The following is a 21,529-nucleotide window of genomic DNA, read 5'->3' as shown; positions in this document are numbered from 1 at the left end:
CCCATGTTTTCGAAGTTCTTTATAAACCGCCCGAGGTTCGCAATGGTCATAGCCGTTGTCCTTACGCTGGCGGGGATAATAGCGGCGTTCAACCTCCCTGTGAAACAATATCCCGATGTCGCGCCGCCCGAGGTACGAGTGTCGGCGACATATTCCGGCGCCGACGCAGAAACATTGGCGAATACCGTCGGCGTTCCCCTTGAAGAAGCGATCAACGGCGTCGACGACATGATCTATATGAGCTCGACGTCAAGCAACACAGGGCTTTACTCATTGACTATCACATTTAAAACAGGAACGGATCCGGATATGGCGCTGGTTAAGGTCCAGAACCGTGTCCAGCAGGCAACGCCTCTTCTGCCGAGTGAAGTTACGAAGAGAGGGATAACGACGGAGACCATGTTCTCGGACACACTTGGATTCGTTGCCCTTATGTCGCCGAATGGAACGAGAGACGAGCTCTTCCTGGCGGACTATGCCTACAACAGCGTGAGCAATACCTTGAAGCGAGTGCCGGGGTTGGGCGATGTCGAAGTGCTCGGAGCAAAATACAGCCTTCGCGTGTGGCTTGACCCGGAACGCCTTGCTTCAATTGGGCTCAGCACTGTGGATGTCGCCAATGCGATAACGAGCCAGAACAAACAGGCATCCCTCGGTTCAATCGGAGCGGCTCCCGGAAACGAAAATACGCCGCTGGTCTATACGTTGACGACGACCGGTCGTCTTGGAAGCGTACGCCAGTTCGAGAACATCGTCCTGCGAACGACGGCGGAAGGTGGGCTTGTCAAGCTGAAGGACGTATCGAGAATAGAGCTCGGATCTGAGAATTACTCCTTCCACGGCGCTCTCAACGGATCTCCTTCCGCTGTAATGCTGCTCTCGCAGGCATCCGGTTCAAATGCTCTTGACGCCATGGCTGCAACGAAGAAAGCGCTGTCACAGCTGGAAAAGAACCTGCCCGACGACACGGCGTTCCGGATTGGATACGACTCCACTGACTATGTAAGGGCGACAATCGAAGAAATTCTCCAGACACTGGTTCTTACGTTCTCTCTCGTCGTTCTGGTCTGTTACCTCTTTCTGCAGGACTGGCGAGTTACCCTTGTTCCCGTCATGGCCATACCGATTTCCCTTTTGGCGACGTTTACAGGTCTGATTGCGCTTGGCTTCAGCATCAACATCCTCACCCTGTTCGCGTTCGTTCTCGTCATAGGAACTGTCGTCGATGACGCCATCATAGTCGTGGAACGAGTTATGTACGTCATGGAAAGGGACGGGGTCAACTCCGTGGACGCGACCCTTCAGGCCATGAAAGACGTAACGGGACCTATGACCGCCACAACGTTGGTCTTCCTTGCCATATTCGTTCCCGTCGCGTTTATGGGAGGCATCACGGGAGAGATATACCGTCAGTTCGCCGTGACGGTGTCCTTCTCGGTGGTCTTCTCGCTCATTGTCGCGCTGACGCTCAGCCCGGCCATGTGCGCCCATATGCTCAACGATGTCAGGCCGAAAACGAGGGGACCTCTTGCCTGGTTCAACAGGCTGGTGGCCAGCGCCTCCAGGGGGTATGTTTCCGGTGCGCTTTGGATCGCCCGCAGAACGCTTGTCACCCTCGGGTTTCTTGCACTGGTGATTGCGGCTTCGGTGGGAATCATGAAAAGTACGCCGACGGCATTTGTCCCGGACGAGGACCAGGGCGCGGTGTTCTCTGTCGTCCAGCTTCCCGAAGGGGCGTCACAGGGAAGAACTCAGGCTGTAATGAACAAACTAGTTCCGCAGCTCAAAAATATCCCCGGGATTAAAGACGTTATTGGCATAATCGGTTTCAGTATTATGGGAGATTCCGGAGAAAACGTCGGATCCATCGTTTTGGGTCTCGATAACTGGTCTCTCAGAAAAACAGAGGAAACGAGCCAGGCTGGCATTGTAGGGCAGGTTCGTGCGATTGCGGCTTCCGTTCCTGAGGCGAATATTAACGTGTTCACGCCTCCGGCGATCCAGGGACTCGGAATGTCCGGGGGATTGGATATTCGACTACAGGCGACGCTGGACAACGACCCGCAAAAACTCGCCGAGGTTCTCAACGATTTTCTAAGAAAAATCAACCAGTCACCGGAGTTTCTTTACGCTTTCAGTTCCTATACCGCCGATACGCCCCACCTCTATCTTGATCTGGACAGAGAAAAGGCGGAAATGTTCGGCATTCCGGTTGAAAATGTCTTCAATACGCTGCAGACGTACTTTGGTACCGCGTACATTAACGATATCAACATAGGGACGACGGTAAACAAGGTCATAGTACAGTCCGACTGGCCGTACAGAAATAAAATAAACAATATCGGGAGTATTTACGTCAACAGTATGACGGGTGAGCATGTCCCGGTGCAAAGCTTTCTGACGCTCAAAAAGATCCTTGCGCCCCGTGCGGTCAGCCGCTACAATCTCTTTCCCAGCGCTGCGATAACGGCCTTTATGGCATCTGGGAACTCGACGGGACAAGGTATCATAAAGGTAAAGGAACTTGCTTCAACCCTGCCTGAAGGATATTCTCTTGAATGGTCGGGAATGACATATCAAGAGCAGGAAGCGCAAGGACAAACAGGCCTGATAATGGTAATCGCCGTTCTGTTCGGGTACCTGTTCCTTGTGGCGCAATATGAAAGCTGGTCGGTACCTCTGGGAGTCATACTCTCTCTCCCGGTAGCTCTGCTCGGGGCTATGATCGGTATATTCATAATGAAAATTTCGCTCAGCATTTACGCCCAGTTGGGTATTTTGCTGCTTGTCGGGCTGTCGGCGAAGAATGCCATCCTCATCATCGAGTTTGCAAAGGAACAACATGACGAACACTCGCACTCCATAATGGAGGCCGCCGGGATCGCGGCGTCTGAACGGTTCCGGTCAGTCATGATGACCGCCCTTACCTGCGTTATAGGAGTCACTCCCATGCTCGTCGCAACGGGTGCGGGTGCGGGAAGCCGCCTTCACGTGGGGACGACCATGTTCTTCGGAATGAGCCTGGCGACGGGACTGGGTATTTTCCTGATCCCGGGGTTGTACGTCTTCCTGCAGACATGCAGGGAAAAAATAAAGGCGGGAATACGCCGTGCGTTCTCAAAAAATTAAAGGAGAGATGTAATTTTATGAAAAAATTGGCAGCTATAATTGTGTCGCTATGGCTGCTCACTCTCCTCCCCTTTGGAGCGTGTGCAGCGGACAAGGTTCCGGTTTTAAAAGACGCGGAGCTTGAGGCGGGCAAATGGACGGAGTTGGCGAAGAGATACCCGATGCCCTATTTAGCGGCGGATGGCGAGGTTGCGGAAGCTCCTTCTCCAGAAATCCTCGCGAACTGGTGGAATACTCTTGGCGATGAAACAATGACTCAACTCATAATGTCCTCGCTTGAAAACAACAGGGATCTGATATCGGCAAGGGCGAAATTCGCAGAGGCCCGTGCCGCGCTGGGAATCAGCAAGGCTGCAATTCTGCCCTGGCTGGACAATGTCAATACACTGACTCGTTCAAAAACCGGAGAGAACGCATCCGCCACAGGAAAACAGCTAGGGCCTATCGATACCTATCGTCTTGGAATTGATGCGTCGTGGGAAATCGACATTTTCGGCGGGCGGTCGCAAAAAATCAAGGCGAGTGCGGCCGATCTCCAGGCGGAATATGGAGCACTCCATAACGCGTGGGTAACGCTTTCTTCCGAGGTTGCCCTGAATTATGCGTCTCTTCGTACTTTGCAGAAAAGACTGCAGATAGCCGAGAACAACCTGGCTCTGCAAATGTCGACACTGGAGCTGCTTCAGTCGCAGTATGATTCCGGGCTCAAAGACGAACTTGCGCTGAGCCAGGCAAAGTACACAGTGGAACAGACGCGCTCGACAATTCCTCCGTTGCGTGCCAGTATTGAGGAAACGATGAATATACTTGCAATCCTTGTCGGTGAAGTGCCTGGGAGTCTGAAGGAGATGTTGGCTGAAAAGCCCCTGCCGAAGCTTGATTCGGTCAATCTCGTCGGTATCCCCGCGAACTCGCTCCGTCAGCGCCCTGATATTTATTCGGCCGAACGCCGGCTGGTAGCGCAGATTGCGCGAAAGAAAGCGGCACAAAAGGATCTTTGGCCAAAATTCAACCTGTTGGGTTCAATCGGCCTTGAATCTCTTACGACAACGCGAGGGTTGTCCACCTCCGGCGGGGAAAGCTACAGGTTCGGGCCCAGCATATTGTGGCCGATATTTCATGGCGGTGAGATACGAAACAATATCAAAGTCCAGACGGCGAAACAGGAACAGATGCTGGCAGCGTATGAACAGACCGTACTGAACGCCGTTGCGGAAGTGCGCAATGCGTTGACCTCGGAAACGCAGGAACGCGAGCGCAACCAATCTCTTCAACGCGGCGTCGAGGCGGCAAGGAATGCGCGCGAAGTTGCTCAGGACCAATACATGAACGGTCTCACGGACTTCAACAATGTAATAAGTGCCCAAAGCGCTTTGCTCAACCTTGAAGAACAGTACGCAATGAGTGAGGGCGAAATGTTCTCGAACATCGTTCGTATATTCAAGGCCCTGGGCGGCGGATGGGTCCCTTTGACGGCTGAGGATAATCAGCTTCGGCCGGCTGTCAAAAGCGAGACGGCGACTCCGGAGACTACGCTTTCGAGTGAAAGCCGGGCCTATCTTGATCAGATACGAAAGGATTTGAAAAGCAAGGGGGAGTAATTCCAGAAAGCGGAGGGGTATTACCGCATGGACTAAAATACAGGCCGAATCACTCTAGAGCGGCCCGAAGAGATATTCTTGGGGGTGCGGATTGAGGAATATCTGCTACACTTGTAAAAAGTTTGCTTTTTCGGAAAAGGGCGAAGCGAGAGTCGGCGGCTTTCATGCTCTGGAAAGGAGTGTTGCTCCGTGAGTTTGAAAAAATGTTCAGGAACGGTGTTTGTAGACAGGTTCACCGACGGGGTGCTCGATCCTTCGAAGCCTATGCTCGGTCCGGTGAGGGACGGGGGATTCATCGTCGCGAACACGGCGCCGGGGTGCTGGGGGCCCATGATCACGCCGGAGCTGAAGGGCGGCCATGAGGTGACGGTGCCCGTGGCGGTCGAGGGGGCCGAACCCGGTGACGCCATCGCCATAAGGATAAAGGAAGTGGTGGTGACGTCCATCGCCACGGCGTCAGGGAACGATACCACGCCTGACGCGAGCCGGTTCAAGGGCGACCCCTACGTGGCGAAGCAGTGTCCCTCCTGCGGGGCCTACCACCCGAAGACGGTGCTGGAGGGAATCGGCCAGGGTGCCGTCCGGTGCGCATTCTGCGGCGCGGAGATTTCCCCCTTTGCCTTCACCAGCGGCTACTCCATCGTCTTCGACCATGAACGGAAGCTGGCCTTGACCCTGGACAAGCAGGGAGCCGAGATGGTGGCGAAGGATTCGCAGCTTTACTCCGCCAAGCCGGACCATTCCATCCAGAACCCCATCCTCGCCTTCGCCCCGGCGGACCTTGTGGGGGTTGCGACCCGAATGCGCCCCTTCCTTGGCCAGCTTGGGACCACGCCGTCCCTTCCTTTCCCCGATTCTCACAACGCGGGGGACTTCGGCGCCTTCCTCGTTGGAGCTCCCCATGAGTACGCCAAGAAAAAAGAGGAGCTTGCCTGCCGCACCGACGGCCACATGGACGTGAACACGGTCCGGGCCGGGGCGGTGCTCATCTGCCCGGTGAAGGTGCCGGGCGGCGGCGTCTACGTGGGGGACATGCACGCCTTCCAGGGAAACGGCGAGATTGCCGGGCACACAGCCGACGTGGCGGGAGTGGTGACCCTGCAGGTTTCCGTGATCAAGGGGCTGAAGATCGACGGTCCCATCCTGCTGCCCCTGGAGGAGGACCTCCCTCACCTGGCGAAGCCCCTGACCTGCGCGGAGAAGCATGTCCTGAAGTCGCTGGCGGAGAAGTGGTGCGTGGCGAAGATGGAGGAGGACGCTCCCGTCTGCTTCATCGGCACCGGAGCATCCATGAACGAGGCCATCGACAACGGGCTCGAAAGAGCGTCCTCCGTGCTGGAAATGGCCGTGCCGGAGGTGAAGAACAGGGCCACCCTGGCCGGGGCCATCGAGATAGGCCGGGCTCCGGGAGTGGTTATGGTGACCTTCCGCTGCCCGGTGGACAGGCTCGAGCGCATAGGCCTCATGCCCTTCGTGAGGCAGCAGTACAGCCTCTGACTCTTTTCAAGGTGAATGGGAGCGGAAAGCGCCGGTGCATTCCGGCGCTTTTTTTATGGTGCACAGCCGTCTGTTCCCGATATACAGGTAAACTTTCCTTTCTTGCAAAAACGGTTATCATGCCCGATAATAATAGAAAACGATTACCCTCTCCTGTGGAGGCTGGACCTGCATGAATGGAACCGCGAACCCCATGAATGGAACGGACGAAGAAAGCAAGGGAATTCCTGCCATCCTTCTTTCAGAGGAGGACAACGTGATCACCCTGCTTTTCCCTGCGGAAAGAGGGGACAAAGTCCGTATTCTTTCAGGCGGCGGAACTCTTGAAACCGTCGACTCCATACCTGTGTATCATAAAATGGCCCTGCGTTTCATTCCCCGGGGGGAGCCGGTTTTGAAATACAGCGTGGCCATCGGCCGCGCCGGGCAGGACATTCCCGCCGGCGCCTGGGTCCACCTGCACAACCTCGAAAGTTTTCTCGACGAAAAATCGTCCTCCCTGGACCTTCATACGGGCGTTGACACCGGGAGGCAGTACGAATGACCTCCTGGACAGGGTATCTGCGGCCTGACGGATCGAAGGGGATACGGGACTGGATTCTCGTTGTCCATACTGTGGAATGCGCCCGGTTCACGGCGGAAAAAATCGCCTCCGGTGAGGAAAATGTCTGCTGTATCGGCTACGAGCCCTGCAACGACAACGATTACGCCATCCGTCTTATGCTTGCCCTGTCCCGCCACCCCAACGCCGGGGGCGCCCTGTTCGTGGGGCTGGGGTGCGAGTACACTCAGCCCCGACGGCTCGCGGAGGCAACGGCGGCCTCGGGACGGCCTGCGGACTGGTATTTCATCCAGGACGTCGGAGGTACGACCACGGCAGTCGCCGAGGGGAAACGGGCCGGGGCGAAGGTCATAGCTGTGGACGTGGACGATTCCAAGCTTGAGATGATGCGCTCCATCGGTGCGGCTTTCACGGTGAATTCAAAGAAGGAAAACCTGCAGGAGCGGGTAATGGAGATCACCGGCGGCCACTACCCCGGCGGTGGTGCTCGAGGCCATCGGTTTGACGGAGACCGTTGTCCAGGCGGTGGACTTTGTCGCCCGGGATGATCTCCATCGACTAATGGTGTTTCGAAACAACCTGCGGGAAGTGGAAGAAACGACCTCTTTCCCGCAGAAAGAAGGAAAGGAAGAAGAGAATGCCGGTCATTTCAGATGTGCGCATATTCCGGGCGGTGTCCCCCCTGAGCCGCCCCATCGCCGACGCCACCCACTCCCTGACGGAAATTTCGTTTTACGTGGTGGAAGTGGAGACGGAAAATGGTGAGAAGGGGCAGGGATACCTGCTCTCCTTCCATTATTCTCCCCATGCCATTTCCGGGGCCCTGAAGGACATCCGTCCCCTGGTGCTCGGCCTCGAGCCCCATGAGACGGGGGTTCTCGCCAAAAGGGCGGCGGCGGAGCATGAATATTTCGGCTGCGAGGGGCTCCAGAAATGGGCCCTCGCAGCGGCGAACGTGGCCATGTGGGACTGCCGGGGAAGGATGCTCGGGGTGCCGGTGTGGAAGCTGCTGGGGAGCACAGTGTCCCGGGTTCCCGTCTACGGCAGCGGAGGATGGCTCTCCTACACGATCGAAGAACTCCTGGACGAGGTCACGGAGTACCGGCGGCGCGGGTTCAGCGCGGTGAAGATCAAGGTGGGCGGCGGCCTGGAGCGGGACCTGGAACGGCTCAGGAAGGTCCGGGAGGCTGTGGGGCCGGGACTGAAGATCATGATGGACGCCAACCAGGGGATGAACCTCCAGGACGCCCTCGCATTGTCGAGAAAGGCTGAGGAACTGGACATCTTCTGGTTCGAGGAACCCATCGACCACCGGGATTACGAGGGGTATGCCGTCCTCAGGAGCAGGACCTCCATATCGCTGGCCATGGGCGAGCGGGAGTATGACACCCAGGCCCTGAAGGCACTCATCGAGCGGCGGGGGATCGACCTCTGGCAGCCTGACCTGATCCGTATCGGCGGCGTGGAGGAATGGAGGAACACGGCCGCCCTCGCCGGAGCATATTCCGTCCCCGTACTGCCCCATTACTACAAGGATTATGACGTTCCCCTGCTGTGCACCATCCCCAACGGTGTGGGGGCAGAGTCCTTCGACTGGATCGATGGCATCATCGACAACACCATGAGGATTGAGGACGGGTTCGCCTATCCCCGTACGGCCCCTGGTTGGGGCTTCACCTTCAGGCGGGAGAGCCTGACGCCCTTAGAGTAGAGGGCTTGGGACGGACATTCGGACTTCGGGGGAGCGTTGCTGAATGAGCGGCATGAAGACGCGGACGACCATGAAGGACATCGCCAGGGCGGCGGGGGTTTCTTCCGTGACGGTCCACAAGGCGATCTACTCGAAAAAAGGCGTGAGCAGCGAGACAAGGGAAAAAATCCTGAGGCTCGCCGAAGCCATGGACTATTCGGTGAACGCCGCGGCGTCGTCCCTCAAGCGAGGGGCTCTGCACATTGCCGTGGTTCTGCAGAGCGTCTCCAACCCGGTGAATTATTTTTTCCGCAGCATGTGGGCCGGAATAGACAAGGTGGAGCGGGATCTCCTGGATTACCGGGTGAGGATAACCCGCTTCGAGTGCGGTGACGACTGGGAAAGCCAGGAGAAGATCCTTGCCGGCGTAGCGGAGCGGAAGGACATCGACGGTGTGGTGATCCAGTGCTGGGACGAAACCCGGCTCAACGGGACCATCGACCGCCTGTACGACCTTGGCATCCCGGTGGTGACGGCGAATTCCGATGCCGTGGGATCTAAACGCATCGCCTGCGTATCGGGCCCCAACGAAAGAATCGGGAGACTGGCCGCCGAGCTGCTGAGAGGCTTTCTTCCCGGCGGAGGAAAGATCGTGATGGTGGGGGGCAGGACTGGCGTGGAGATTCACAACGCCCACCGGCGGGGATTCCGGGCCTTCATGGAAGAGACCGGATATTCTTTTCCCATAGAGGAAGTGGGGGGCGATGGCGATCCCGGGCGGGTGAGGAAGAACTTCAACCGGGCCCTCGACGGAATCGTGAACGAAGGCGGAGTGTACGCCATCACCTCCCGGGACACCCTCCTCGCCTGTAGGGAAATAGAGGAAAGGGGCCTTGCGGACAGGGTCCGCCTTGTGGGGAGTGACGTGTTCCGGGAGCTGGTTCCTTTTTTTGAGCAGGGCATCCTCCGGGCTACGGTGTGGAAGAACCAGCAGGCCCAGGCGGAACGGGCCGTGCTCGCGCTGTACCGGCACCTGACGGGACGGCAGGCCGAATGGGATTCCATCGGCATCGGGGTGGTGCTGCGGAACAACCTGGAGGATTACCTGTAGTCTGCGGGGGTCAAGCACCGTGGTGGGCAGCCGGCACAGGGACACGCCCCAGGTACTGGAGCAAAACTGGCCGGTGTTCAGCATGGGGTGCTACGCCCAGGATTCTTCGGTGCGGACCCAGGTTGCGGACTACCGATGCAGGCTCGAGGTGGGAAACGTGACTGTTCTTCCCGGGCGCAGGGTAGATCTGCTGCGAACCGCTGCTGAAAAGCTGGGAGACAGGGCCGGGTACTTTGCCGGTGACGTGACGGACACCCGGGGTGCGGAAGAGTTTGCCCGGACGGTGGAAGAGCGGTTCGGCCCCGTGTCCGTCCTGGTGAATAACGCCGGAATCCACCATGAGCAGCCCTTTCTCGAGACGGCCTTCGAGGACTTCGACAAGGTTCTGCGGACCGGAAGCATCCTTGTCGAAAGTGCTCACGAGCAAGCCTCACTCTCATTGGATATTCCTCCACGGTTCTCTTCGTCCCGTTGTCTATGCTATCCATTTCCTCCGTATGTTCCAGAGGCTTGCCGCAAAGAGCGCGGCGCAGAAGAAAACCAGAAGCGCGAGGTCCAGCAGAATGGGCATGGAATTGCTTCCCCCGATGGCGCCATGGAGCAGATCTGCCCCATAGGTCAGGGGAATGCAGTAGGAGATTGGCCTGAGGAGCCACGGGAGCCTGCTGATCGGGAAGAAAAGCCCGCACAGAAAGATCATGGGAAATCTGAAAAAGTTTGAAAACGTCTGGGCCTCGAAGACCTCGCTGACGGAGACGGCTATGAACAATCCCAGGAAAGTGGAGGCCACGGCAATGAAGAAAACGGCGGCGAGAAAAACGGTCCATGAAATCCCGGATACATCGGCCAAAAAGACAGCCATGATCACCGGGATGAAGGCGTTGATCACCCCAAACACGATGGCGCCTCCTGTCTTGGCCAGCATGAGGACGTTCAGGGAAATGGGGGCCAGGAGAAGGCGCTCGAAGGACCGGTTTTTCTTCTCGAACGTGACGGTGACCGAAATCATGGATGTGGTCCCGAAAAGAATCGAAATGGTCACGAGGCCGGGGAGAAGGGCCGGAATGCTTTCGAGGCCGCTTCCCGACCTGATGAAGAACATCGCGGTCCATGCCAGGGGAAAGATGATTCCCCAGCTGACATTGGGCGGCTTCATGTAATAGGTCCGCATATCCTTTACGAAGATGTTCCAGAATGCCGTCAGGATATTCATCTGCCGCCACCGTTCCTTTTCCCCGTCTGCATGGTATTTGCCTCGATGCCCGTCACCTCGACGAAGACTTCCTCAAGGGACGGCCGAATCCTTCTCGCCTCGAGGACTACGGCACCGGCCTCTTCGAGAAACCGCACCACAGGCCCGACCGGTACAGGGGAATCCGCCTCCGCCCGGATCATCGTTTTTTCCGGAAGGGTGAAGGTGAGTGCGGGAAAAGATGAAGCCAGACCTTCCCGGATGGTGTCCGGTAGGCTTTCGCAGGTAAGGTGGACGACGTGCCTGTTCCGCACGGGCTGGAGGAGATTTTCCACCGTGTCGGTCCGGACGATGCGCCCCGACACGATGAAGGCGATGCGGCCGCAGAGGCGTTCGGCCTCCTCGATATAATGGGTGGTCAGGAAGATGGTGGTTCCCTTGTCATGGAGGTCCTGGATGAGCGCCCTGACTTGGCGGGCGCTTGCCACGTCGATTCCCGTGGTGGGTTCGTCGAGGAAAAGGATGCCCGGGCTGTGCATGATGCCCGCCGCTATAGTGAGTTTCCGCTTCATTCCCTTGGAGTAGACGCTGAACTTCCTGCTGCCCGCTCCTGCGAGGCCGAAAGAATCCAGGAGACCCCGGGCCCGTGCTTCCCGTTCTGCTTTTCGCATTCCGTAGAGGGCTCCGCAGAAACACAGGTTGTCGAAGCCGCTCAGCTCAGGATACAGGTTGCTTTCGTCGGGAACCACTCCGATGAGGTGCTGTGCTCCCCTGGGATTTTCAAGGCAGTCTATGCCGCCTATGCTGAATGTTCCCGAATCGGGCCGCGCAAGCCCGGTAAGCATGTTGATCGTGGTCGTTTTCCCCGCCCCGTTGGGGCCGAGAAAACCGAACAGTTCCCCCTGCCGGACGGAGAAGGAAATACCCGCCACAGCCTCCACTTCATCGAAGCGTTTTTTCAGTCTGCTAACGGTCACTGCGTCTTTCATTCTTCACCTCTCCCGAGAAAAGCCTGTGTTTCACGGAGCATCTCTTCCAGCTTCCCGGCGTTCAGCCGGTAATGGATGAAATAGCCCCTCCGTTCAGGTGTTACGAGTTGCGCCTCACGCAGTATCCTCAGGTGCTGTGAAACGGCCGGGGCTGTCATTTTCAGGCTGCATGCGATGGAGTTGACGCACAGGGAGCGCTCCTTAAGAAGATTCAATATCCGGAGCCGCGTATCCGCGGAAAGGATCTTGAACATTCCGGCCAGGCTTTCTGGGCTGGTCATGGTATCTCCTTTGATTAAGTATTTGCTGAAATACTTTATTACTATCCGGGTGAAGTGTCAAGGGGACAGGGTTTGGGATCAGGACGAGAATTATGGTCACGGTTCAGGGAAACTCCCGAAAAAGGGATCTATGGAGGAACCTGAATCCGCAGGCTTTTCAGGCAGAGGGAGTGTCGCCGGGCATACGGTGAATTCGCCCTCCCCGGGGGAGGGCGCCTGAGGGGAGAGAAACCGGCACGGATGTCGGTTTCACAGTCAGGCAGCCGGCGAACGCAGGGAGCCGCGGTGATCCCTTGGGCAGTCGTCACGGACAACAATCCGCACCCCCCGGCCAAGCGGTCCGCGTGACGCTCTCCGCGGGGGTGCGGATTTAGGGAAGCTCTGAAAAAAGAATATTTTGTCCTCACGCGACCCGATAGAATCTGATTTTTTAACACATTAATCGACCTTATTCAGAGGTTCCTTAGGAAAACTGCCTCCTCTTGTTGACCTGACGGGGAAAGAGGAAATGGAGTTCCAGGTGAACCGCGAAGAGAAGAGCCCTCTCGACAGGATCAGAGTCCCGCGAATTTCCTGTACAGCCGGAGCCGCTCCTCCAGGGATTCCCGTCCGATGAGCCCGGTGGTGGTCTGGACAGAGTACATTTTCCCCGGAATCCTCACCGACCTGTGGTCAAAGCCGCAGAGGGCCTTCCATTCGTATTTCCGGAGCAGGGCCTTTTCCGACATGGCCTGCAGAGTTTCGGCATCCCACTCCAGACCCAGGGCATCCAGGCCCCGGAGGATAACTTCTTCATCGTAGACGCCCCGGGCGAAGAGGCAGATCATGAGGGAGTTGAGCACCATGCGCCACCGGGCTTCCTTCACCTGGGTCCTTACCTGATCTTCCAGGGGCTGATCTGCGTTCAGGAGTTTCTGGTCTATGGAGTATCCCGTATCGTCCAGGTGGGAGTGACGCACGCCCATCATGCAGGTGACGGCGAAGTTCTCCCCGGTCATGTATCCGCCGGGCTCCACACCGCCGTACCGGACGGCCCATTCCTCCCCGCCGTATCTGCCGGCACAGAAGTCGCACCCCTTCTCCAGGTCTCTGTAGAATTCGCCCTGCCCTTTTACCATACGTTCGAGTACTTCAAGGTACGCCGCACCGTCGCCGAAGGAGAGGGGCAGCCCTTCCGTTTCCGCAAGGGAAAGAGTTCCCCGAAGGAATGATTCCGTGGCCCAGGCCAGGGTACAGCCCAGGGAAATGACGTCCCAGCCCTGTTTTTCTGTGACCAGGAGGAGCTTCATTATATCCTCGGGTGAGGAAAGGCTGAGCATGCTTCCCATGGCGTAGATCAGCTCGTAGTCGTAGGAGACCCTGTTCGTGCTGTAATGGTACGGGGCGAACTCTTCCCGCAGCTCGGCGAGGTGGATGCAGCCGCACTGGCAGTGGGCGCAGGCTGTGTGCTGCACCAGGAATTCCTCGGCGAACCGTTCCCCGGAGATGTCTCCGGCCCCCTCGAAGTTACCCTGGGAGAAGTTCCGGGTGGGGAGCCCCCGTATCATGGAGAGGGGGCGGACGTTGGACGCCGTTCCGAGGTCGTGGTACTTTTTCATTTCCTTTGACTTGACGACCCGGTCGTAGAGGATGTCATAGACGGCCTTGAATTCCTTCGGCCTGGCCAGGGGCAGGGTTTTCGTTCCGCTGACGACTATGGCCTTGAGGTTCTTGCTCCCCATGACGGCGCCGAGCCCGAGACGGCCGAAATGGCGGGAGCCGTCCACGGTGGCGCAGGCTATGGGAGAGAGCCGTTCTCCCGCGGGGCCGACACGGACCACGGAGATCTTCCGCCCCGTTTTGCTCTCCGCTTCCCGCAGAATCCGGTCTGTGGCCGTGGCCGACTGTCCCCAGAAAGTGGAGGCCGATTTGACGGCGACGGTGTCGTTCTCTATGGCCAGATAGGAGGGGTGCGCCGCCCTGCCGGTAATGACGATGGCGTCGATGCCCGCCTCCCGGAGGGACATGGCAAGCCGTCCCCCCGCGTGGGATTCTCCCAGCTCCCCGGAGAGAGGGGACTTAAAGAGGGCTGCGGTCTTCGTGGCCACGGGGTAGAGGGCGCTGAAGGGACCGATGGCGAAGATCACCGGGTTTTCCGGGGCCAATGGGTCGCCCTTCGGGTCTCCGTGCCGGAAAAGGAGTTCCGTGGCCGCTGCCGATCCTCCGAGCCACTCAGAAAAAACCGGGCCGTCATCGAGTATCCGACCAGTCCCGGAGCCCAGGTCGACGTGCAGGGTTCTTCCCGTCATCTCCGGTCGCCTCCTTCTGGTTTTTCGGTCATGGCGAGGACGTTGTTGGGGCAGTACTTTACGCACTGACCGCAGAAAATGCACGGAATGGGATGCCTCTCCTCCTCGTCCCACTGAAGTGCGCTGATGGCACAGGCCTTCACGCAGGCGCCGCAGGAGATGCAGAGATCTTTTTTCAGCCGTACGCCGCCGTCCGGTGCAGCCGTCAGGGCTCCCGACGGGCAGGCTTTTGCGCAGTCGGGATCTTCGCATCGGGCGCAGACACGGATGGAGAAGGCCCCCTCGACACCGGCGTACCCCTTCACCCTGAGGGCCGCCTTGCCGCTGCCTCCCACATTCCGAACCATTCGGGAGCATGCGTACATGCAGCTGAAACATCCGATGCACTGGTCCCGGTTCACAACTCTCAGGTACTGAACAGCCATAAATGTCACCTCTCAGTTTTTTCGCTCTCAGCCATAATCCCCTGTAGTTTTATCCCTGTCAACTGGTAAAATAACGGCCGGAGCGCGCGAGAACCGGTATATCCGGAAGAGAAGGAGTGAATGGTTATGAGAAAAGGGCTGTTTTTTACCGCCTTTCTCCTGGTGTTCCTCGGCAGCGTATCCGCCTGGGGGCATCCGGCATGGAAGGGGGACCTGCGGGAAATCGCCGAAGTTGACGGCGTGGTATATTCTCTCTACGCCGACCGCACAAGGCTTGTAGACGACTGTGTCCCGGGGGCGGAGCAGGTGGCGGAGACCTATGTTCACCTTGTGATCCCGGGGCAGAACCTGATCGAGATACTGCAGTGGAACATTCGTCTCGACGGGACGGAGTACCGGGTCCAGGATTCCTTTGACTATGCTCTGGATACCAAGGGTTTGGTGGACCAGTGAACGATCTTTCCCGAGTGGGCCTCGTGGAGGCCCGTTGAGACAGGATCTGTCCAGGAAAAGATCGTCGCAGTGGTGTTCAGTATTCTGTCGGAAAAGAAATAATACGCCGAAAGGGGATGATGGTGTGGAGAAGGAAAAGCTGTTGTACCGCATGCTTGATGTGATTGAGGGGGATATCGTGCCCCTTACCGCCAGGGGCGTCGCCATCGGCTGCAAGGTCTTCGGTGCGGCGGTGCTCCGGAAGGACGATCTCTCCCTGGTGGTGGCGGGGACGAATCATGAAGCCTTTTCGCCCCTTTGGCACGGCGAGGTCTATACGATCAAGCTGTTCTACGAGCTTCAGGGACATCCTGATCCCTCGGAGTGCCTTTTCCTCTCCACCCACGAACCCTGCTCCATGTGCATCTCCGCTCTCGCGTGGGCGGGCTTCCGGGACATCTACTATTTCTTCGGCTACGAGCAGACCCAGGACGATTTCAACATTCCCCACGACCTGAGAATGCTCCGGGAGGTGTTCGGGTGCGTCGCCCCCACGAAGCAGAATATCTACTACACGAGCCGGTCGCTGATGGACATAGCCCAGGGTGTCCAGGAACCGGAAAAGGCCGAGATGCGTATAGCGAAGATCCGGGAGATCTATGCCGGGCTTTCCGCGGTCTATCAGGCCGGAGAGAAGAAAATGGTCCTGAAGTAGGATTCCTGGTCCTTCCGCCGCCCCCCGCAGGGGCGGTTTTTTTTGCTCGTCTTTTTCGGGAAAGTCTGAATACGACTGCCGAGAAGAAAAGAGAGAAAGGCAAAAACATGTAAAGGCTATTTGTTTTTTTAGTGATATGCAGAATAGCTATAGTAAGGAAGCGGTGTCGCCTAAGGAACCTCTGAATAATGTCGATTAATGTGTTAAAAAAACAGATTCTATCGGGTCGCGTGAGGACAAAATATTCTTTTTTCAGAGCTTCCCTAAATTCCCGGCCTTTTGAAAAACACTCTTGACACCAGTCTAAGAGACATGTATTAATATCTCTAAATTGCAAGAAGTATGTTAACGCTAACATGTTATCGTTAACATAACATGGGCAGGCAAAAGTCGCTAAATAATGTTGCAGGCGATATGGAAGGCAGTCTTTTCAGCGAGGAGGGAATTTGCGATGGTGAGAGGATCCAATCTACGGGACGTGGCACAAAGAGCAGGGGTTTCGGTTATGACGGTATCCAGGTTTATCAATCAATCCGGATACGTGAACAGGGAAACCTCCAGACGTATTTCCCAGGCCATCAAGGAACTGCAGTACCGTCCGAACCAGATCGCAAAAAGCCTCCAGACGATGAAAACAGGCAACATCGCCGTTTTGCTGGGCAATGTTTCCAGCCCCATGTCCAGCCTGACGATCAAAGGCATCGAAAATATAAGTTTTCAGAAGGGGTACAACCTCCTTATCTGCAACACAGATTTCTCAGAAGAAAAGGAACAGAAATATCTCGATATTTTGATGCAGAAGCAGATTGACGGCATGATTCTCGCTCCCTGTTCAAACAGGAGTGAACCGTTGCAGGAAGTCCTGGACAGGGGAATCCCCCTTTTGTTTCTTGACCGGCGTGTTCCGGGCATTTCGGCCGATTACGTGGGCTTTGATTTTGAGAATGACAGTTTCAGACTGACGAGCCATCTGGTCGATGCGGGATGCAGAAAGATTGCCATTATCTGCCGGAAGGCGGACATAGTGTACGAGAGCCCGCAGTTGAAGGGATATACCCGGGCTCTTCAAGCCTCTTCGATTCCCGTCGATGAAAAGTATGTCCAGTACTGTCATTCTTCGCCCCAGAAAGGCTATGAAGCCATGGAAGAGATCACCGGAAGGTGCAGACCTGATGCCGTATATGCTACCTCGAGCGTTTTGGCGGCCGGAGTTCTGCGGTTCTGCCGGGACAGGAAGATCCGGATTCCCGGTGATTGTCTTGTCGCCTCCTTCGACTCCTTTGGGGAATATGATGACCTTATACGGCCCAATCTCACCTGCAACGAAGTGCCTGCCTTTGCTCTCGGGGTCAGCGGGGCCGAGCTTCTGACGGACCGTATTTCAGGCGGGGCTGCAGGCATGGGACCAAGGCACGTTGTGTTTCCCGGAAAACTTCTGCTGAGAGAGTCAACCTGCCGCGGATGAGAAGGGGTGCCCCAGTCCGCCGGAAATAGCGGCAGAAACGCCGAAGGGAGGGAGTGATGCGCAGCGGCAACAGTCGGGGACCTGCAATATGGTAGAACCATGGAGAGCGGACGCTGATTTGAAGCGAAAAACTGGAGGAGGGAAAACAATGGAAAATTTCATGTGGCTCTTTGTCTGTATTGCGATCTTTTCTATCGGTGACCTGATGGGGACTATTTCCAAGGCGAAAATTTCATCTGTTTTCGTCGCCATGTTTCTTTTCCTTATCGGTTTCATGACCGGCATCATTCCTCCCGATGTCATGAACAGGGCCTGGCTGACTGAAATAGGGAAATGGGCGGCGCCGTTCATTGTATTCCACATGGGCACCATGGTGCAGATGAACGAGCTGAAAAAAGAGTGGAGAACGGTCGTTATAGCTCTCTGGGGCATGTTTGTCGCAGTGGGTGCGATCTACCTCCTTATTCCCATTATCGGAAAAGCTGCAGCCTATGTGAGTATTCCCATAATCAACGGAGGCATCGTGGCAACCCAGATCATGACCACCGCAGCCATGGACAAGGCGGCTATGGTCGGAGGTTCGGCAGCGGATGTGCTGAAGCTTGCAGCTGCCCTTGGCACAGCGATCTTTGCCGTCCAGAAGCTTGTCGGCACACCTCCCACTTCCTATTGCGCCATGAAGGAAGCCAGGCTGATCGTGGAGGAGTTTCGGGCCAGGAAAGCCGCCGGAAAGCAGAAGGGAGCTTCGGGAGACGTTTCATCGGAGGGGAAGCCCGGTTTCTATGAAAGGCACAACCTGGACATCTATTACACTCCCTTCGTCTGTCTCGGCGCAACGGCCTTCTTTGCCTGGATGTCCATGTACCTCGGAAGCATTACTCCTATAAACTACTCCATCTGGGCCCTTGTTTTCGGTGTTTTTGCCTCCTACATCGGGATTGTCCCCCAGAATATCCTCGACAGGGCAAAGGCTTCCGGGCTGGTGACATGCGTCGTTTTCACGAGCATAATCCCTTCCCTCGCCAAGATCCGGCTCGAGGACCTGAAACCCCTCGCCCTGCAGACCGTCCTTATTTTCGGAGTCGTATTCCTTGCCCTCTATATCTTCATCTACCTCATCCCGATGTGGAAGGTCGTGGGCAGCAAAAATCTTGCTCTTGGCCTTTCCATGACGCAGCTCCTGGGTTTCCCCGCCTTTTACCTCATCATCAACGAGGTGGCTGCGGCAGCGAGTGAAAACGAAGAAGAGCGGCAGGCTGTACTGGGAAAACTCATTCCGGCGTTTGTCGTCTCCAATTTCATTTCGGTGACGAGCGTTTCAATCATTATTGCGGGCGTTTTCGCCCCCATGCTGTAGCCCCTTCAGGGTGCCGACGGCATGTCAAACAGGCAGAGAGGTGAATACTATGAGTGATGTGCTTTCATTTGATCCCCATCATTATCGGTATCCGTCCCACAGGAACGTTGTGTACGGTTCCAGGGGAATGGTGGCGGCTTCCCAGCCCCTTGCAGCCCAGGCGGGTCTGGATGTTCTCAAGAAGGGCGGAAACGCGGTTGATGCCGCTCTAGCCACAGCCGCGGCACTGACTGTGGTTGAGCCTACCGGAAACGGTCTGGGCAGTGATGCCTTCGCCCTGATCTGGAGAGACGGCAGGCTACATGGAATAAACGGGAGCGGCTTTGCCCCGAAGAGCTGGTCGGTGGAGTCGTACAGGTCCCGGGGCTGGGAGAAGGTTCCAACCTTTGGCTGGGCGGCGGCCACCGTACCTGGAGCCGTAGCCGCGTGGTGCGAACTCTCGAAAAAAATGGGAAGACTTTCCTTGAAGGAGGTCTTTGCTCCGGCCATCGATTATGCTCGGAAAGGATATGCCGTTTCCGTGACCACGGCCTACAACTGGGAAAAAGCGTATCAGAAATATAGTGTCATGGAGTCGCCCGAGTTCGTAGGATGGGTTCAGACGTTCGCTCCAAAGGGCCGCGCGCCCAGGGCGGGCGAAATTTTTCGGTCCGAAGGGCATGCGTCCACCCTGGAAGCCATTGCCGATTCCATGGGGGATGCCCTGTACAGGGGGGCCCTGGGAGAGAAAATCGTGGCCTTCGCAGAGAAAACAGGCGGTTTCTTCACGATGGAGGATTTCGCCGCTTTTGCTCCGGAATGGGTGGAACCCATCAGCATAAACTACAAGGGATACGACGTGTGGGAGATTCCCCCTAACGGCCAGGGAATCTGCGCCCTGATGGCGCTCAACATTCTCAAGGGGCTGGAACTCCGCGAGAGAGATTCAGCGGATACCTACCACAAGCAAATCGAAGCGATCAAACTCGCTTTCGCTGATGTACACAGATATGTGGCGGACCAGCGCTTCAGTGCCGTTCCCGTCAGGGAGATGATCAGCGAGAACTACGCCGATGCCCGGAGAAAGCTCATTGCTGAAAAGGCAACCGACTTCAGGGCAGGGGATCCCATGCGGGGGGGTACGGTGTATTTCGCTGCCGCCGACGAGGATGGTACCATGGTCTCCTTCATCCAGAGCAACTACATGGGCTTCGGTTCAGGGGTCGTATGTCCGGGAACCGGCATTGCTTTCAATAACAGGGGGGCATGTTTCACCATGGATGCGTCCCACCCCAACGTCATCGCCGGCCGCAAGCGGCCCTACAACACAATTATCCCCGCGTTCCTGACAAAGAACGGGAAACCCGTGGGGCCCTTCGGTGTCATGGGGGGCTTCATGCAGCCCCAGGGACACCTCCAGGTGATATCGAACGTGGTCGATTTCGGGATGAATCCCCAGGAAGCCCTGGATGCCCCCAGGTGGCAGTGGACAGGCGGAATGAAGGTCATCGTCGAGCCGGGATTCCCTGCTCCGGAGGCGTTGAAACTGGCTGCCATGGGCCACGAGATCGTTCCCGAAGTGACGTCCAACGATTTCGGGCGGGGGGAGATCATCTGGAAAACGGACGAAGGGTCCTACGCAGGTGCGACGGAGCCGAGAACTGACGGAAACGTGGCTGCCTGGTAGATCGTCCGGAAAAAAGGGGGCGTTCGTGTTGCGATTGCCCCCTGTTTAAAATATGGTACTCTTGATTCGGATATTTTGAAAAAAAGGGATTATAGGGGAACTGGAGGAAAAGCCCATGAAAATGATCAGTTCGGACCATCACGTTTACGCATTTTTCCCCGAGATGGAGCCTGTTCTGGAGATTTCTCCCGGGGACCGGATTCTCTTCGAGACGGACGACTGTTTTGCGGGGCAGATCAGATCGGAAAAAGACCTGTGCACGGAAATCAACTTCGACTACGTTAATCCCGCCACCGGGCCCGTGGCAGTATCGGGTGCAGGGAAGGGAGATCTTCTCGGAGTGACGATCGAAGACGTCGAGGTCGGGAAACAGGCCGTCTCCGTCGTGGTTCCAGGGGCAGGGGTTCTTCCGGGCAGGGTCGGGGCTCCCGTGACGAGAACCGTCATGATCGATGCGGAGAAGGGTACCTGTACCTTCGCCGGCATCACCCTGCCACTGAAGCCCATGATCGGTGTCATCGGGGTGGCCCCGGAAGAAGGAACCTTTCCCACGGGGACACCCGGGGCCCATGGAGGAAACATGGACACTTCCGACATCCGCAGGGGAACGACCGTCTGGTTCTCCGTGCGCCGGGAGGGAGCCATGCTGGCTCTGGGGGACTGCCACGCGGTGATGGGGGACGGAGAAATCGGATGCTCGGGGGCGGAAGTTCCTGCGAAAGTCACGGTGAAACTGGACCTGGTGAAAGGGGCTTCTTCTCCGTGGCCTTTGGCAGTGACGGAGAAGGAGATCATGGTTATCGCCTCGGAAGATACCCTGGACCAGGCCGTGGCCTCGGCGAGCGAAGTCATGACGGACCTGGTGCGGAAGGGCCTGGGCATTCCCTTCGAGGATGCCCTGATTCTCTGTTCCCTTTCCATGGACCTGAGGATCGGCCAGGTGGTGGACCCGAAGAAGACTGTCCGGGCGGTCATGCCCCTGTCGGTCCTGCCCTGGGAAAAAGCGAAGGCCGCTCTTTCGGACTGGTGAAGCCGGCCGGGAACCCTCTTCCCGGGTGATTTCCAGACCCGGGGTCACCAAGAAGACCTGAATCAGCAAATGTTTCAGGCAGAGGGAGTGCCGCCGGGC

The 21,529-nt window shown here is 57.1% G+C and carries 18 protein-coding genes and 1 pseudogene; 14 read left to right on the top strand and 5 right to left on the bottom strand.

Going from position 1 to position 21,529, the window contains the following annotated elements; translation table 11 throughout:
- The first annotated feature begins 3 nt into the window (after nucleotides 1-3).
- From JMJ95_RS05845 to JMJ95_RS13920, 8 genes and pseudogenes are all read left to right on the top strand, one after another.
- Nucleotides 4-3,129, top strand: a complete 3,126-nt coding sequence (locus JMJ95_RS05845) for an efflux RND transporter permease subunit (protein ID WP_290683560.1) — start codon at nucleotides 4-6, stop codon at nucleotides 3,127-3,129.
- Between the two features lie 17 nt (nucleotides 3,130-3,146).
- Complete coding sequence (locus JMJ95_RS05840) at nucleotides 3,147-4,730, top strand: efflux transporter outer membrane subunit (protein ID WP_290683559.1); 1,584 nt, start codon at nucleotides 3,147-3,149, stop codon at nucleotides 4,728-4,730.
- Nucleotides 4,731-4,919: 189 nt separating this feature from the next.
- A complete protein-coding gene (locus JMJ95_RS05835) occupies nucleotides 4,920-6,227 on the top strand; it encodes an acetamidase/formamidase family protein (protein WP_290683558.1) in 1,308 nt (435 codons plus the stop codon).
- 172 nt (nucleotides 6,228-6,399) lie between these two features.
- Nucleotides 6,400-6,771, top strand: coding sequence for a UxaA family hydrolase (locus JMJ95_RS05830; protein WP_290683556.1), 372 nt, complete (start codon nucleotides 6,400-6,402; stop codon nucleotides 6,769-6,771).
- Nucleotides 6,768-7,337 (top strand): UxaA family hydrolase, encoded by a 570-nt coding sequence (locus JMJ95_RS05825; protein WP_290683554.1) that lies wholly within the window; start codon nucleotides 6,768-6,770, stop codon nucleotides 7,335-7,337. Before JMJ95_RS05830 ends, JMJ95_RS05825 begins: the two co-directional genes overlap by 4 nt.
- An 89-nt stretch (nucleotides 7,338-7,426) precedes the next feature.
- A complete protein-coding gene (locus JMJ95_RS05820) occupies nucleotides 7,427-8,500 on the top strand; it encodes a mandelate racemase/muconate lactonizing enzyme family protein (RefSeq protein ID WP_290683552.1) in 1,074 nt (357 codons plus the stop codon).
- Between the two features lie 43 nt (nucleotides 8,501-8,543).
- A complete protein-coding gene (locus JMJ95_RS05815; protein ID WP_290683551.1) occupies nucleotides 8,544-9,590 on the top strand; it encodes a substrate-binding domain-containing protein in 1,047 nt (348 codons plus the stop codon).
- An 82-nt stretch (nucleotides 9,591-9,672) separates the two neighbouring features.
- Nucleotides 9,673-9,924, top strand: a pseudogene (locus tag JMJ95_RS13920) (SDR family NAD(P)-dependent oxidoreductase); the annotation flags it as partial.
- A gap of 141 nt (nucleotides 9,925-10,065) precedes the next feature.
- On the opposite strand, the gene JMJ95_RS05805 reads toward JMJ95_RS13920, so the two are convergent.
- From JMJ95_RS05805 to JMJ95_RS05785, 5 genes are all read right to left on the bottom strand, one after another.
- Nucleotides 10,066-10,803: an ABC transporter permease gene (locus JMJ95_RS05805; protein ID WP_290683548.1), complete on the bottom strand. Its 738-nt coding sequence runs from the start codon at nucleotides 10,801-10,803 to the stop codon at nucleotides 10,066-10,068.
- Nucleotides 10,800-11,771 (bottom strand): ABC transporter ATP-binding protein, encoded by a 972-nt coding sequence (locus JMJ95_RS05800; RefSeq protein ID WP_290683546.1) that lies wholly within the window; start codon nucleotides 11,769-11,771, stop codon nucleotides 10,800-10,802. Before JMJ95_RS05800 ends, JMJ95_RS05805 begins: the two co-directional genes overlap by 4 nt.
- Nucleotides 11,768-12,052: a helix-turn-helix transcriptional regulator gene (locus JMJ95_RS05795; RefSeq protein ID WP_290683545.1), complete on the bottom strand. Its 285-nt coding sequence runs from the start codon at nucleotides 12,050-12,052 to the stop codon at nucleotides 11,768-11,770. The genes JMJ95_RS05800 and JMJ95_RS05795 overlap by 4 nt, the downstream gene beginning before the upstream one ends.
- 554 nt (nucleotides 12,053-12,606) lie before the next feature.
- Nucleotides 12,607-14,340, bottom strand: a complete 1,734-nt coding sequence (locus JMJ95_RS05790) for an aldehyde ferredoxin oxidoreductase N-terminal domain-containing protein (protein WP_290683544.1) — start codon at nucleotides 14,338-14,340, stop codon at nucleotides 12,607-12,609.
- Nucleotides 14,337-14,765 (bottom strand): 4Fe-4S dicluster domain-containing protein, encoded by a 429-nt coding sequence (locus tag JMJ95_RS05785; protein ID WP_290683542.1) that lies wholly within the window; start codon nucleotides 14,763-14,765, stop codon nucleotides 14,337-14,339. The genes JMJ95_RS05790 and JMJ95_RS05785 overlap by 4 nt, the downstream gene beginning before the upstream one ends.
- 126 nt (nucleotides 14,766-14,891) lie before the next feature.
- Between JMJ95_RS05785 and JMJ95_RS05780 the strand changes: the two genes are divergently transcribed.
- The 6 genes from JMJ95_RS05780 to JMJ95_RS05755 all read left to right on the top strand — a co-directional run bounded on the left by JMJ95_RS05780 (nucleotide 14,892) and on the right by JMJ95_RS05755 (nucleotide 21,430).
- Nucleotides 14,892-15,218: a hypothetical protein gene (locus JMJ95_RS05780; protein ID WP_290683540.1), complete on the top strand. Its 327-nt coding sequence runs from the start codon at nucleotides 14,892-14,894 to the stop codon at nucleotides 15,216-15,218.
- Nucleotides 15,219-15,342: 124 nt separating this feature from the next.
- On the top strand, nucleotides 15,343-15,912 hold the full coding sequence (locus tag JMJ95_RS05775) for a nucleoside deaminase (protein ID WP_290683538.1): 570 nt from the start codon (nucleotides 15,343-15,345) through the stop codon (nucleotides 15,910-15,912).
- Nucleotides 15,913-16,312: 400 nt separating this feature from the next.
- Complete coding sequence (locus JMJ95_RS05770; protein ID WP_367153761.1) at nucleotides 16,313-17,377, top strand: LacI family DNA-binding transcriptional regulator; 1,065 nt, start codon at nucleotides 16,313-16,315, stop codon at nucleotides 17,375-17,377.
- 148 nt (nucleotides 17,378-17,525) lie between these two features.
- A complete protein-coding gene (locus tag JMJ95_RS05765) occupies nucleotides 17,526-18,734 on the top strand; it encodes a hypothetical protein (protein ID WP_290683534.1) in 1,209 nt (402 codons plus the stop codon).
- Nucleotides 18,735-18,783: 49 nt separating this feature from the next.
- The gene (locus JMJ95_RS05760; protein ID WP_290683532.1) at nucleotides 18,784-20,400 is read left to right on the top strand and encodes a gamma-glutamyltransferase family protein; all 1,617 of its coding nucleotides are present in this window, start codon (nucleotides 18,784-18,786) and stop codon (nucleotides 20,398-20,400) included.
- Between the two features lie 115 nt (nucleotides 20,401-20,515).
- Nucleotides 20,516-21,430 (top strand): acetamidase/formamidase family protein, encoded by a 915-nt coding sequence (locus JMJ95_RS05755; RefSeq protein ID WP_290683531.1) that lies wholly within the window; start codon nucleotides 20,516-20,518, stop codon nucleotides 21,428-21,430.
- The last annotated feature ends 99 nt before the right edge of the window (nucleotides 21,431-21,529 follow it).

The sequence above is a fragment of the Aminivibrio sp. genome, assembly GCF_016756745.1.
Classification (GTDB): domain Bacteria; phylum Synergistota; class Synergistia; order Synergistales; family Aminobacteriaceae; genus Aminivibrio.
Note: the sequence above shows the minus strand (reverse complement) of the source record. Positions and strands in the feature narration are given on the sequence as shown.